Source organism: Acinetobacter sp. MYb10 (assembly GCF_002980175.2).
Lineage (GTDB): Bacteria > Pseudomonadota > Gammaproteobacteria > Pseudomonadales > Moraxellaceae > Acinetobacter > Acinetobacter guillouiae.
On the sequence record NZ_CP058272.1, the window covers coordinates 140637 to 154152 of the forward strand.

General features: G+C 38.5%; 14 protein-coding genes. 11 read left to right on the forward strand and 3 right to left on the reverse strand.

The window, feature by feature from the left end; genetic code table 11:
- Positions 1-108: 108 nt before the first annotated feature.
- Positions 109-348 (reverse strand): sulfurtransferase TusA family protein, encoded by a 240-nt coding sequence (locus CQZ96_RS00615; RefSeq protein ID WP_004822372.1) that lies wholly within the window; start codon positions 346-348, stop codon positions 109-111.
- A gap of 382 nt (positions 349-730) precedes the next feature.
- Here CQZ96_RS00615 and CQZ96_RS00620 point away from each other — a divergent pair, with 382 nt between their 5' ends.
- Together CQZ96_RS00620 and rhlB are read left to right on the forward strand one after the other, a co-directional pair.
- On the forward strand, positions 731-943 hold the full coding sequence (locus tag CQZ96_RS00620) for a cold-shock protein (RefSeq protein ID WP_004822370.1): 213 nt from the start codon (positions 731-733) through the stop codon (positions 941-943).
- 106 nt (positions 944-1049) lie between these two features.
- Positions 1050-2201, forward strand: a complete 1152-nt coding sequence (gene rhlB, locus CQZ96_RS00625; RefSeq protein WP_004719428.1) for an ATP-dependent RNA helicase RhlB — start codon at positions 1050-1052, stop codon at positions 2199-2201.
- 93 nt (positions 2202-2294) lie between these two features.
- On the opposite strand, the gene CQZ96_RS00630 is transcribed toward rhlB, so the two are convergent.
- A complete protein-coding gene (locus CQZ96_RS00630; RefSeq protein ID WP_004719430.1) occupies positions 2295-2675 on the reverse strand; it encodes a hypothetical protein in 381 nt (126 codons plus the stop codon).
- A gap of 324 nt (positions 2676-2999) precedes the next feature.
- On the opposite strand from CQZ96_RS00630, the gene CQZ96_RS00635 reads away from it, so the two are divergent.
- The 9 genes from CQZ96_RS00635 (at position 3000) to CQZ96_RS00675 (ending at position 12167) form a co-directional block, all read left to right on the forward strand.
- On the forward strand, positions 3000-3575 hold the full coding sequence (locus CQZ96_RS00635; RefSeq protein WP_171287919.1) for a nitroreductase family protein: 576 nt from the start codon (positions 3000-3002) through the stop codon (positions 3573-3575).
- A gap of 73 nt (positions 3576-3648) precedes the next feature.
- The gene (locus CQZ96_RS00640; RefSeq protein ID WP_105713717.1) at positions 3649-4722 is read left to right on the forward strand and encodes an NAD(P)H-dependent glycerol-3-phosphate dehydrogenase; all 1074 of its coding nucleotides are present in this window, start codon (positions 3649-3651) and stop codon (positions 4720-4722) included.
- A 91-nt stretch (positions 4723-4813) separates the two neighbouring features.
- A complete protein-coding gene (sixA, locus tag CQZ96_RS00645) occupies positions 4814-5269 on the forward strand; it encodes a phosphohistidine phosphatase SixA (RefSeq protein ID WP_105713716.1) in 456 nt (151 codons plus the stop codon).
- Between the two features lie 38 nt (positions 5270-5307).
- Positions 5308-6450, forward strand: coding sequence for a type II secretion system protein GspL (gene gspL, locus CQZ96_RS00650; protein WP_056512716.1), 1143 nt, complete (start codon positions 5308-5310; stop codon positions 6448-6450).
- The gene (gene gspM, locus CQZ96_RS00655) at positions 6450-6929 is read left to right on the forward strand and encodes a type II secretion system protein GspM (protein WP_004719439.1); all 480 of its coding nucleotides are present in this window, start codon (positions 6450-6452) and stop codon (positions 6927-6929) included. Before gspL ends, gspM begins: the two co-directional genes overlap by 1 nt.
- A gap of 89 nt (positions 6930-7018) precedes the next feature.
- Positions 7019-8023: a quinone-dependent dihydroorotate dehydrogenase gene (locus CQZ96_RS00660; RefSeq protein ID WP_105713715.1), complete on the forward strand. Its 1005-nt coding sequence runs from the start codon at positions 7019-7021 to the stop codon at positions 8021-8023.
- A 3-nt stretch (positions 8024-8026) separates the two neighbouring features.
- A complete protein-coding gene (locus tag CQZ96_RS00665) occupies positions 8027-8620 on the forward strand; it encodes a CvpA family protein (RefSeq protein WP_004719444.1) in 594 nt (197 codons plus the stop codon).
- A gap of 24 nt (positions 8621-8644) precedes the next feature.
- A complete protein-coding gene (gene purF, locus CQZ96_RS00670; RefSeq protein ID WP_056512722.1) occupies positions 8645-10189 on the forward strand; it encodes an amidophosphoribosyltransferase in 1545 nt (514 codons plus the stop codon).
- Positions 10190-10274: 85 nt separating this feature from the next.
- Positions 10275-12167, forward strand: a complete 1893-nt coding sequence (locus CQZ96_RS00675; protein WP_004822360.1) for a M48 family metalloprotease — start codon at positions 10275-10277, stop codon at positions 12165-12167.
- 111 nt (positions 12168-12278) lie between these two features.
- Here CQZ96_RS00675 and bioB read toward each other — a convergent pair whose 3' ends face one another.
- Entirely contained in the window at positions 12279-13268 is a 990-nt protein-coding gene (bioB, locus tag CQZ96_RS00680) for a biotin synthase BioB (protein WP_004719449.1), read from the reverse strand.
- Between the last annotated feature and the right edge of the window lie 248 nt (positions 13269-13516).

A 13516-nucleotide genomic window follows, 5' to 3' on the forward strand; every position in this document is an offset into this window, starting at 1 on the left:
GCTAATGCATTCATCTTAATTCGAATATTGTACATAAGTAAGGAAATTTGGGTATCGAAATGTAAAAATATATGCAAATTTGCAAAAAATAATTTGAATTGAAAATAATTAAGATTCAATTAAGTAATGAAATTCATGCTCTGATCGTTTAGTCAATTGGCAAGAAATCTTGTTGATCTCGCAATAACGCGTAATATCAATTTCACTGTGCGGATCAGAGGACATTAAAAGAAATATTTGATGAGGCAATGCTCTTTTTAATTCACGCTTTAACATTAATAGAGGCATTGGACAGGGTTTACCCATACAATTTATTTCAATTGCTGTCTGACCTAAAGGTTCATTCATTTTTTGGCAAGGTAACAACAGGGTTATGGAACGCATATTTTACCAAGTTTATTGAAACACCCCAACAAAAATTGGAAGATTCTTCAACAAATAAAAAATAATCGTGAAGCTGTTTAAAAAACACGCTTGATATCGAAAATAATTATCAAAAAAAATTCTATTAATTGTCATAAACCCATGTTAAGCTCGTTGCGTATTTAGGATTTATCAGAAACAATTCTTGTTTTGAAACCCTATTACAAGATGGATGTAACCGGGATTTTGTTAATAGTTTTACAGAATGATTACAAGCTTTGAAATTAGAAAATATTTTAAAACTTTGTTTGCTCTGCTGTTTGCAACACCGGGTGGTCCCTTTTTCTTAATAACTGAGGATTAACTTATGACAGCTCGTGAACAAGGCGTAGTTAAATGGTTCAACGACACTAAAGGCTTCGGCTTTATCCAACGCGCAGGCGGTGATGACGTATTCGTTCATTTCCGTGCTATTCAAGGTGACGGTCATCGTTCACTTCGTGACGGTCAACGCGTTGAATTCAGTGTTGTGCAAGGTCAAAAAGGTTTTCAAGCTGAAGAAGTTCAGCCTTTAGACTAATCTTAAATTTTTAAAATTTAAGTGGCGCTCCAATTTCTTATAAATTGGGGCGTTTTTTGTTTATAATGGGCGCAATTAAAAGTGTCTACAGTTAGAGCTCGTATTTATGTCATCAGGTTTCGAAACCCTTAATTTACATCCGCAACTTAAACAAGCGATTGATGCTTTAGGGTTTAAAGAAATGACCCCAATTCAGCAAAAAGTATTGAAATATACTTTAGCAGGTCATGATGCAATTGGTCGTGCTCAAACCGGCACAGGTAAAACAGCGGCATTTTTAGTCAGTATTATTAATGATTTGCTCACGAACCCAATTAAAGAACAACGTTTCCGTGGTGAACCACGTGCATTGATTCTTGCGCCAACACGTGAACTTGCAATTCAAATTGAAAATGATGCAAAAGATTTGGTCAAATATACCAATCTAAATGTCGTGACTTTGGTTGGCGGCGTAGATTTTGATAAGCAAAGAAAACAACTGGATCAAGGTTTTGTTGATATTTTAGTGGCAACGCCTGGTCGTTTAATTGATTTCACAGAACAAAAAGAAGTTTGGTTAGATCAAATTGAATTTTTAGTGATTGATGAAGCTGACCGTTTATTAGACATGGGCTTTATCCCATCAGTTAAACGGATTGTGCGTTTTTCGCCACGTAAAGAGCAACGTCAAACCTTAATGTTCTCAGCAACATTTAGCTATGATGTTCTCAATCTTGCCCAACAATGGTTATGTGAGCCAGTTACAGTAGAAATCGAGCCTGAAAAGAAAACCAATGCTGATGTTGAACAGCGTGTGTATGTGGTCGAAAAGAAAGATAAATATCGCTTATTGCGCGAAATTTTGGCAGATGAACCCATTGAAAAAGTGATGATCTTTGCCAATCGCCGTGATCAAGTACGCAAACTTTATGATCATTTAAAAGCAGATGGTTATAAGGTGGTGATGCTATCAGGTGAAATAGCGCAAGATAAACGTTTGAAAATGTTAGATCAATTTAAAAATGGTCAACATAATATTATGATTGCAACTGATGTTGCGGGTCGTGGTATTCATGTTGATGGCGTATCTCATGTGGTGAATTTCACTTTACCTGAACAGTCAGATGATTATGTACATCGTATTGGTCGTACAGGTCGTGCAGGTACACAGGGTGTAAGTATTAGTTTCTTGTCTGAAGATGATGCATTTAATTTACCGACTATTGAGAAAGCGATTGGGCAAAAATTGCCTTTAACGCGACTAGATGGTTATTGCTAAGTTTTTTGTTTCTTTATCGAATTGTGTTTAAAAAACCCACTTATTTAAAGTGGGTTTTTTATTGGCTATTTTTAGTTTAGAAGGCTAAACGGATTAACTTGCTTTACAGCTAAAGGTTAGTGTTGTTTGATAGTCCGTATCTTTTTCAATACCGTAGTTTTTGCCCATTACTGAACCTAATACACCGGCTGCTGCAGTGATCATTTTTCCAGTCTGTTCATCGACCACACCTTTTAAACTGCCATGGTATTCAGTTTTTTCATCTACTAACACTGGCGCACCTTTTTTACCGCAAGCCTTGTTTGCTGCAGTAATGGCATTATTTTTTGCGGTAATTTGGTCTTTACCTAAGCCAGTGACTTCATACTGGTTATCTGCTTTTTGAATCGCTAAAGTTTGTGTTGGATTTGATGCACACGCAGTGAAGAGTAACGCTGAACTAGCAAGTAAAGTGATCGTTGTTAATTTATTCATATTGATTCTCAAATTCCTGTACTAAAAATTAAAAAGATACTGCTTTTAAATTAGTTATAATTTGAGCATAGAATGTGGGCTAAATATTGAGAAACATGTATAAATTTTGCAGTTTTTTTTAAGTTTATTGATGATTTTGCTTTATTTTCGAAGCCAAAAGGTTTTCAAGGCATTTTTTGTGAGCAATCATGCTCATTGATAACCTAACAATAAGTTGTATGTAATATTGACAGATGCCAAGTAAATTTTGTCGGAGATAGCTTAATGATTTTAGATTATGCTAATCTTGAAACAAGTGAAATTAACCAGATAATAGATAGGTCAATGTCAGATTTAAACTTCAAAGCAGTACATGACAATATTCATCAACGTCAATCGATTGGTCATTTGGTTGAACCTGCACCTTCACACGCACAACTGAATATTGCATTTAAAGCCGCTTTAACAGCACCCGATCATCATCGTTTAAAACCCACACAATTTATTGTCGTGGATGTTGAGCAACGTGAAGCATTTGGTGCATTACTGGCACAATCTATTGCTGACTTAGGTGAATTAGATCCAGCCCAAGTTGAACGGGTAAAACTTCATCCTTTTAGAGCACCTATATTAGTGCTTGCCGTGACTAAATTTCAGGATCATCCTAAAGTACCTTTTTTTGAACAAACACTGAGTTCGGGGGCTGCAATTGAAAACTTTTTATTGTCGATGCAGGCACAAGGTTTCGCAACCATGTGGCGGAGTGGGGCGGTTGTTGAATCTAAATTATTAAAATCAGCACTGGGTTTAGCTGAACGAGATTTAATTTCAGGCATTATTTATATTGGCACAGCGGCAAAAGCAATTGCCCCACGTGCAGAGATTGAAACAACACAATATGTTCATTTTTGGCAAGCTTGAATCAAAAAGTTATTGATATTTTCAGGTTGAAAAGCATCGGGTTATTAGGATAAGCATTTTAGGATAACAATAAATGTCGGATTTACAATTTAAAGATTTAGTTGAACCTATTGTATTGGGTCAGAAAACAGCGTTGCGTGTGACTGTACTGGGTGGTGGTAGTTTCGGTACAGCAATGGCAAATACAGCAGTACGTAATGGTTGTGACACCATGATTTGGATTCGCGATGAAAGTATCGCAGCTGAAATTAATGCGACTCATGTCAATAAACGCTATTTACCTGATTTTCAATTGGAGACGGGTTTACGTGCTGAGTCAAATTTAGAAGATGCAGTGCGTGATCGCGATATTATTCTGGTGGCAATCCCAAGCCATTCTTTTCGTGATGTTTTACGTCAAATTAAACCGTTTATTAGTGCACAAGCTGTTGTTTCATTAACCAAAGGCATCGAAGCAAAAACCTTTAGCTTTATGAGTGACATCATTCGTGAAGAGCTTCCTGAAGTTCCTTATGGTGTTCTTTCAGGACCTAACTTAGCCAAAGAAATTGTTGCAGGACAACCAGCAGGTACAGTGATTGCCAGTGATAGTGAATTAGTACGTTATGCCGTACAACAAGCACTACATAGTGCATTGTTTCGAGTGTTTGGCAGTGACGATGTACATGGTGTTGAGCTGGGTGGAGCACTTAAAAATATTTATGCTGTTGCAATGGGAATGGCTGCTGCTTATAAAGTTGGTGAAAATACCAAGAGTATGATTTTAACCCGTGCCTTGGCTGAAATGAGCCGCTTTGCAGTTAAGTTGGGGGCAAATCCTTTAACATTCTTAGGTTTGTCTGGTGTGGGTGATCTTTTCGCAACCTGTAACAGCCCGTTGAGCCGAAATTATCAAGTTGGTTTTGCCTTAGGTTCTGGAAAGACACTGGAACAAGCAACCTCTGAATTGGGGCAAACTGCTGAAGGGATCAACACTATTGTACAAGTCAATGCACGTGCAAAGGAGTTGGATGTCTATATGCCAATTACCACTGCATTGTATGAAGTTATTTTTGAAGGTGCGCCGCCACTGAATATTGCCGTTTCTTTGATGAAGAATGGGCATCGTAGTGATGTAGAGTTTGTGCTTCCGCATAACGAAGTTTAATCGTGAGTTGTTGGCACAATATTCAAAACTTTAGAGATGGATTTGTAACAAAGCCTCGTTATAATCAGTGCAGTATTAAAAAGGAAATCTTATGCAACTGACTTTGGTGCGTCATGGTGAAGCAGCTCCACCCGTCAATGGGGTGGACAGTAAACGGCCTTTAACACAACGTGGGCATTTACAAGCACAACAAACGGCTAATTTTTTAAAAGAAATCGTACAGCCGGATGTATTTGTTGTCAGCACTTTATTGAGAGCACAAGAAACATTGGCGCACATACAGACTCACTTCCCGAATGTATCTGTATTGGTCTGTGACAAAATAAAGCCAGATGATGATGCAAAATTAGCAATCGAATGGTTGTCACAATTGCCATTTGAACGTATTGTGGTGGTATGTCATATGAATGTTGTGGCACATATTGCAGAACAACTGACACATGAGCATTTTAATCCTTTTGCCTTGGCAGAGGCTCGTATTTATGAGCAAACTGTGATTGCAAATGGTCTATCTACACAAGATAAAGCCTTTATTCCAACTGTATAAAAGCATTGTTAAAAGAACTTAACGGCAGAAAACGATAAATGTTGTACTTATGGATGCCTGAAGCCAATGGGGTTTGGCAGTGGTCTCGAGGAAGTGATTGGACTAAATCTTCGAGCCTAGAACAATTAATACAAGATATTAAACTTTACCAAGGTGAAGAAGCTGTGGTTTTCTTCCCAAGTCGTGAAGTGCAAATTCTTCAACAGAAATTCAGTAAAACTCAATATAAACAATTGGGTGTAGATGGTGTCAAATATTTATTAGAAGAATATGTGATTTTGCCGATTGATCAGATGAAAGTGTTTTCACACTTTCAACAACCCGATCAGGTTTCAATATTGGGGATTCATCAATATGCTGTCACCACAATGCAGCATTCCTTGTCATTGATTCCGTTAAAAATTGTCTCTTTATTACCTGACTTTTTGATGCTGCCTGTACCAGAAGTCGGACAGACGATTTTGGCCAATGTTAACGGGCAATTATTGGTTCGAGAAAGTGAGTTTCTGGGTAATTCGATTGATGATCTGAATGTATATTTGGATTTCGCTGATCGTGAGAAAAGCTATTTATATAGCGGATTGACAGATGAGCAAGCTGTCAGCTTATTTGCCATTGCTGCAGCGGATCAGCGAGAGCCTTTTGATTATCAATTTAGTGAAATCAAAAAACCGAAACTACATCCTTATAATGTATTGCCAAAAGCCAAGCAAGCCAATCAAGGTGTTTCTCGTTATTGGCAAGCCTGTGCAGTTTTGGTGGTTGTTTTGATCATTGCGCAATTGAGTTACGATGCTTTGCGTTGGATTAAACTGAAGAAAGTTGCAGATCAAACTGCTTTGATTGCAGTGGATCAGTACAAAAAATGGTTTCCAAATGAGCAGCGGATTACAGAAGAGTCTGTAGAACGTCAGTTTAAAAATAAATTGGCACTGAGTCAGAGTGCAAATACCCAAGCTTTACAATTACTCAGTCGTGTTGGGCCAATTTTAATGCAGCATCAGATTATTGCCAGTCGTGTAAATTATGATACAGCAGTGTTAAATATGGATCTGGTGGCGAAAAATGCTGAAGGCTTACAAACCTTGGTGACGCAACTGAATCAACAAGGCTTTAAAGCAGAATTAGGCAATGTTCAGACGCAAGGTGCATCTGTCGTTGGTTTGGTGAAGATACAATAATGAAAACAATGGAAAATGTGCAAAATCGACTGGATGTATGGTCTGAGAAAATCGCAGAGAATTTAGAAAAAATATCTCCACGTGAACGTGTCATGGTTATTTTCACCACGATTTTTGTCATTGTGGCAATTGTGGGTGCGGCGTTGTGGTACACCCATAAAGCTGCCGAAAAACAGCAAGCACGTTTAAATCAGATGAAAGATCTTGTGGTGTGGATGCAGAGTAATGTAGTGACCATGAAGCCCGCAGATGATTTGGCCTTAACCACTGCAGATAAAATTCAGCGTGTGGCACAACAACAAGGGCTTTCGGTTGCCTCGCAGCAAGTGGGTGAGCAATTTCAGATTATTGCACAACATCAAAACTATGCGGTTTTAGCTAACTTTTTAACCCAAATTGCCCAAATGGGGGTGAGTTTGGAAAAGATGGAGTTAGCCAAAGAAGGTGGGCAGATTAAATTAACAGCGACGGTACAGTAGTAGTGAAAATAAACACAGTTCAAGCATAGCCTTTTCAACATACTGTGCCTATAATATGGCAACTTAAAAAGCAGTAGACTTTTGTAGCTATGATGTATTCACTTGCTCGCCCTTTGTTGTTTTCTTTAGCACCAGAGCGTGCACATGAACTCACATTATCCATGCTTAAATCTGCCCATAAAATGGGGGCGATTCGTCAAACTGTTGCTGCCAAACCAGTCACTTGCATGGGAATTGAGTTTCCAAATCCAGTTGGTTTAGCAGCGGGACTGGATAAAAATGGCGCTTATATCGATGCCTTAGCGGGTTTAGGATTTGGTTTTATTGAAATTGGAACCATTACGCCTAAGCCACAAGAGGGCAATCCCAAGCCACGCCTTTTCCGTATTCCTCAAGCCAAAGCAATTATTAACCGTATGGGGTTTAATAATGATGGTGTGGATCAATTGGTTGAGAATGTTAAAGCCGCAAAATTTAAAGGCATTCTTGGTATCAATATTGGTAAAAATGCCACAACACCAGTTGAAGATGCAGTTTCTGATTATTTAGTTTGTCTTGAAAAAGTTTATAACTACGCATCTTATATTACTGTTAATATCTCATCTCCAAATACCAAGAATTTACGTTCTTTACAAAGTGGTCATGCGCTCACTGAACTTTTGGAAACACTCAAAAAACGTCAGTTAGAGTTGGCAGAAGAATTGCAGCACTATGTTCCTTTAGTGTTGAAAGTTGCACCAGATCTAGAAGCTTCAGATATCGAATTTATTGCATCACAATTGTTGCAGTTTAAAATTGATGGATTGATCGTGACCAATACAACATTATCCCGTGAGGGTGTTGACGGTTTACCATTTGGTGATGAAGCGGGTGGTTTATCAGGTGCGCCCGTATTTGAAAAGAGCACGGCATGTTTGGCGGCTTTTTCAAAAATTTTACAAGGTAAAATTCCTTTGATTGGTGTTGGTGGAATTTTATCTGGTGAACAAGCTGTTGCAAAACAACAAGCCGGTGCAAGCTTAGTCCAAATTTATAGTGGTATGATCTATACAGGTCCTACACTCATTAAAGACTGTGTTGACGCTATGATTTAAAATATGAATACCTTAGACATTATTATTCTGATTCTATTGCTCATTGGAGGGCTAAACGGTTTGCGACAAGGATTCGTGAAAGCCTTTGCGAACTTGATAGGATGGATTTTTGCACTGATTGTCGGTGCTAAATATGCCAATATCATCGCACCTTCAATGTCTGCACTCAGTCAGGATCCTGTAGTGCAGAAAATTGCTGCATTTGCTTTTATTGTCTTGGTCATTATTGTTTTAACATGGATTGTCACCGCCTTACTCAATCAGATTTTAAAAACTTTAAAACTCGGGCCGTTAAATCGTTTAGCTGGAAGTGCTTTAGGGACCTTGAAAGGTTTGTTCATCGTCCTCATTACTATGCAAGGTTTGGGACCGTGGGTTGAAAGTTCTCCAACGTGGAAACAATCCAAATTCATTCAGACGCTGTTACCATTTGCACCTTTGGCATCTGAAATCTCTAAAGATGCTGCAAATGAAGCATTACATCATATACATTCAGAAGATCGTTCCGATGATACTTCTGTAACTAAGGCTGATCGATCATCGGATACTCAAAGCGATGAAAAATCAGCACATTCGACAAAGAATCCGTTTTATTAGTCCTAGCTGGTCTGCGAGGTAGTTATGTGTGGAGTCGTTGGTATAGCAGGTAAAGCACCTGTAAACCAAATGTTATTTGATGCGTTGACGATGTTACAACATCGTGGGCAAGATGCGGCTGGGATTGTGACTTGTCATAATGGACGTCTTTTTCTAAGAAAAGATAATGGTATGGTACGTGATGTATTTCATACTCGCCACATGCGCGCATTACTCGGTAACTATGGTATTGGTCACGTGCGTTATCCAACTGCTGGTTCTTCAAGTAGTGCGGAAGCGCAGCCTTTCTATGTAAACTCACCTTATGGGATTACATTGGCGCATAATGGTAACTTAACCAATGCGGCTGATATTCACGATGACTTATTCAAAACTGACTTACGTCATATGAATACGGACTCAGACTCAGAAGTATTGCTAAACGTTTTTGCTCATGAATTGCAAAAATGTGCATCATTAACGCCAATGCCTGAAGATATTTTTCATACAGTTAAACGTGTACATGAGCGTTGTAAAGGTGCTTATGGTGTCGTTGCAATGATCACAGGGCATGGTATCGTAGGTTTTCGTGATCCGAATGGTATTCGTCCACTGATCTATGGTTCACGTTTAACTGAAAATGGTGAAACAGAATATATTATCGCTTCTGAATCTGTTGCGATTACCGCGTTAGGTTTTAAAGTAGAACGTGATATTGAGCCTGGTGAAGCGATCTTTATCAATTCAAAAGGTGAGTTCTTTTCACAACAGTGTGCGGCAAATTCGCGTTACCGCCCATGTATTTTTGAATATGTGTACTTTGCGCGTCCTGATGCAACCATCGATGGTATTTCGGTATATAAAGCACGCTTGAAAATGGGTGAAACCCTTGCGAAGAAAATTCTTCGTGAATGGGGTGATATGCATGACATCGATGTGGTAATTCCAATTCCAGATACGAGCCGTACTTCTGCTTTAGAATTGGCGAATATGTTGGGTGTGAAATTCCGTGAAGGTTTCATGAAAAACCGTTATATCGGTCGTACCTTTATTATGCCGGGTCAGCAACAACGTACCAAATCTGTTCGTCAAAAACTCAACCCTGTAGAGCTTGAGTTTAAAGGTAAGAACGTTTTGTTGGTTGATGATTCGATTGTACGTGGTACCACTTGTAATGAAATCATTCAAATGGCACGTGATGCGGGTGCGAAAAAAGTCTATTTTGCTTCTGCTGCACCAATGGTGAAATATCCAAATGTGTACGGTATTGATATGCCAGCAAAAGCAGAGTTGATTGCTTCACATCGTAGTGTTGAGGAAATTCAGGACATTATTGGTGCTGATCGTTTAATCTTCCAAGACTTGGATGATTTAAAAGCGGCAGTAAGAACCAGTAAAGTACCTGTCATTCAAGATTTTGATTGTTCAGTATTCGACGGTGTTTATGTTACAGGCGATATTGATGAGCAATATTTAACTGATCTTGAGCAAAGTCGTAGTGATACTGCGAAAAAAGAAAAAGATGGTTATATTGATGTCAATATCGATGCAGCATCTGTGGATTTAAGCGGTATCAAAGAAGAAATGTAAGCAACTTTGATTTACATTGAGAAAAAGCGGGAAGTTCCCGCTTTTTTCATTTATAGTATTTTGCAATGTAATGAGGAATTTTACATTGAAAGATGTCAGCCATTATTTGATAAAAAACAAGAATATGTTGTGGTCTGCAAGTATTTGCTTACTTGCGGTCATTTTGACCATTTTTATTCTAAATACTGTTTTAGGATTGCTGGTTCACTATGTGGATCCAGATCAAGAGATCTGGTGGAATATCCTCAGTCCTTACTGTGTCGGTTTGATCATTGTCATCATCGGTTGGTCAATCGCATATGAATTTTATGTGTTCCGTACAGGTGGTCACTCACTTGCAAAGCAATTAAAAGCCCGTCGTTTAAGTCAAATTGAAAGCACTCCGGAAGAAAGTGTGGCCTTAAAACTCGCAGATAAATTTGCAGAGACTTTTGAGATTGATGCTCCTACATTGTATGTATTGCCAGATGAAGTTGGGGTTAATGCTTTAACTGCTGGGTTTCATCCAAGAGATACGGTGATTATCTTGACCTGGGGCGCATTACAGAATCTGGATGAATTAGAACTTTATGGTTTATTGGGGCATGAGTTTAATCAAATTCTATCCGGTGAAGCACGAGAAAATACCCGACTTAAAATTTTATATAGTGGTTTAATTACCTTTAGCCAGCTGGGAAGTAAAATCGCAAAACAGGGCTTTAATCGTTATAACGCCAAGGGAAATCAGCATAAATTTGAAACCAGTTTTGTCGCAGTGGGGGGGGTGATTTGGCTACTCGGCAGTATGGGGATTTTAATTAATCGTTTGATTAAATATTTCACTTTAGGTGGGCGTACTTTTTATAACGATTATAAAACTAAAAAATTATTGCTCAATAATGCCAATGTACAAACCTTATTACGTATCTATGTCCATCATGCAGGCTCACAAATTCATAGTGAGTTTTCCGAAGCCATTGCGCATATGTGTTTTGCCAATTCCTTAAGTCCGCAAAGTTGGTTAAATATCCATCCAAGTATTGAAGACCGTATTTATGAGTTAAATCCGACACTGTTACAGGATCTACAGCTGGAAAATTTAAAAAAATTACGTAGTCAGCCTTTATTTAGTTTGTTACGCCCTTTGGAAGAATCAACAGGGGACGTTTATAACCCGTGGGTATCTCCACAGCCTTTACCTTTATTACGCTTATCCCCAATTAGTTTTGCCTTAAACGATGCAATTAAACCTTTAAATCCAGAAGTACGCCGTCAAATTGAGCGTTCAGACTTGATTCAGCGTGCTATGCAAACGGCAACGGGTTCTCGTGAGGTAATGGTCGCCATCTTAATGATTCGACAGTATCGCGAGTTTATTCCGTCTGATGCGGAGGTAAGTCGTGCCATTATTGACTCACTTTTAAATTTAGATGGTCGGGTACATATTCAAATTTTCCATGATGCCTGTGAAAACCTTGGTAATATGCCTGCGACCAGTGCACGTCAATTTGTCACCAAGCTTGCGAAAATTATTCAAGAAGATGGTGAGATTGGTTTGTTGGATGCATTGCTGATTGAGCGTGTAAAAGCTGAATTGCATTTGTTGCCGATGCATACACCGTCATCCTTGGAAACGGTGAAGCCACAAATTGTGCGCTTGATTGATGCCTTGCTGCATGTACAGCAAATTAACAGTGCCAATCAGCTTGATGTGCGCTATGAGATTTTAGAACGAGTTTTGTCTAAGGATGAGTTAGAACTGTTTGAAGAAATCTCAGATGAACCTATTGATTTGGGTGAAATATTAAATGATATCGCAGGATTATTATTACGTGATCGCCTCAGTATTTTGGGTGTGGCTGAAATTTGTTTGTGGAATGATCGAATTATTACCCAAGATGAATTAGATGTACTGCAATTGCTGTATTGGCGACTTGGCTTTGCCACAGATGATATCGTAGATCAAATGCAGAAAAAGAACAGTGTGATGATTATTTAACAAGGGTAAAGTGAGTCGTAGAAAAAGTAATCATAGAAATGATAATAAAAAGAATTAGCTGGGAAGTGCTAACACCACTTGATCTCAAGTGGTGTTAGAAAAAACGCTAAATTAACTCGCCATCGCATCGACAGAAAGCTCAGCCACGGTTGGCTTGGCTTTTTCTGCTTTTAGACCTAGCTTATTAAACAATTGTTTGTCTTTGCCTTCACCAGCATTTGGTGTGGTTAATAATTTTTCACCACTAAATAGCGAGTTTGCACCGGCCATAAAGGCTAAAGCTTGATCTGAGTCTGTGAGAGATTCACGTCCAGCAGAAAGACGGATATAGCTGTGTGGCATGATAATACGCGCAACCGCAATCGTACGAATCCATTCTGTTACATCAAGTTTTTCAACATCTGCAAGTGGCGTACCTTCGATTGGGACAAGCATGTTGATAGGTACAGATTCAGGATGAACAGGCAAGGTTGCTAATTCATGTAATAAACCAATACGATCATTACGATTTTCACCCAATCCAACAATACCGCCACTACAGACTTTCATCCCCGCATTACGGACATGATCCAAGGTGTCTAAGCGATCATCAAAAGTACGGGTGCTGATGATATGTGAATAGTATTCACGAGATGTATCTAAGTTATGATTGTAATAATCTAGACCTGCTGCATGTAAACGTTCAGCTTGTGATTGGTTAAGCATACCCAGTGTCATACAGGTTTCTAAACCTAATGCTTTAACTTCGCGCACCATTTCGAGGACATAAGGCATATCACGCTCATGTGGGTTTCGCCATGCTGCACCCATACAAAAACGTGAAGAGCCTGATTCAATGGCTTCTTTTGCTTCACTGATCACTTTATCAACTGCAATACGTTTTTCAGCTTCTAATTTTGAATCATAGCGTGCAGATTGCGAACAATATTTGCAATCTTCAGGACACTTACCAGTTTTAATTGAAAGTAAAGTACTGACTTGAATGGTATTGGCATCAAAGTGTTCACGATGAGTTTGCTGTGCTTTGAAAACTAAGTCTAAAAAAGGCTGTTCATATAAAGCTTGAATTTCTTCACGAGCCCAGTCATTACGTACTGTCATTAATTAAATCCATGATAATCATTATCTATCTCTGTATATAATACATAATTCATGCCAATTCCATAGGGCAAAAAAGTCCAAATACGATGGTATCTTACGATTAAAAAGATCAAGAGTATAGAAAACTAAAATTATAAATATAGTTGCAAAGTTAACCACATTCCTTGTGATTTACTCACAAAATTTTAACTTTAGTTTTTATTAACTTCAGTGTATTGGTCATTAAAATATTCAAAAATTACGAACTT

What these genes read in the sequence shown, in the direction of transcription:
- CQZ96_RS00615 (WP_004822372.1), bottom strand. Translation starts at nt 348, where the DNA reads ATGAATGAACCTTTAGGTCAGACAGCAATTGAAATAAATTGTATGGGT.
- CQZ96_RS00620 (WP_004822370.1), top strand. Translation starts at nt 731, where the DNA reads ATGACAGCTCGTGAACAAGGCGTAGTTAAATGGTTCAACGACACTAAA.
- rhlB (WP_004719428.1), top strand. Translation starts at nt 1,050, where the DNA reads ATGTCATCAGGTTTCGAAACCCTTAATTTACATCCGCAACTTAAACAA.
- CQZ96_RS00630 (WP_004719430.1), bottom strand. Translation starts at nt 2,675, where the DNA reads ATGAATAAATTAACAACGATCACTTTACTTGCTAGTTCAGCGTTACTC.
- CQZ96_RS00635 (WP_171287919.1), top strand. Translation starts at nt 3,000, where the DNA reads ATGTCAGATTTAAACTTCAAAGCAGTACATGACAATATTCATCAACGT.
- CQZ96_RS00640 (WP_105713717.1), top strand. Translation starts at nt 3,649, where the DNA reads ATGTCGGATTTACAATTTAAAGATTTAGTTGAACCTATTGTATTGGGT.
- sixA (WP_105713716.1), top strand. Translation starts at nt 4,814, where the DNA reads ATGCAACTGACTTTGGTGCGTCATGGTGAAGCAGCTCCACCCGTCAAT.
- gspL (WP_056512716.1), top strand. Translation starts at nt 5,308, where the DNA reads ATGTTGTACTTATGGATGCCTGAAGCCAATGGGGTTTGGCAGTGGTCT.
- gspM (WP_004719439.1), top strand. Translation starts at nt 6,450, where the DNA reads ATGAAAACAATGGAAAATGTGCAAAATCGACTGGATGTATGGTCTGAG.
- CQZ96_RS00660 (WP_105713715.1), top strand. Translation starts at nt 7,019, where the DNA reads ATGATGTATTCACTTGCTCGCCCTTTGTTGTTTTCTTTAGCACCAGAG.
- CQZ96_RS00665 (WP_004719444.1), top strand. Translation starts at nt 8,027, where the DNA reads ATGAATACCTTAGACATTATTATTCTGATTCTATTGCTCATTGGAGGG.
- purF (WP_056512722.1), top strand. Translation starts at nt 8,645, where the DNA reads ATGTGTGGAGTCGTTGGTATAGCAGGTAAAGCACCTGTAAACCAAATG.
- bioB (WP_004719449.1), bottom strand. Translation starts at nt 13,268, where the DNA reads ATGACAGTACGTAATGACTGGGCTCGTGAAGAAATTCAAGCTTTATAT.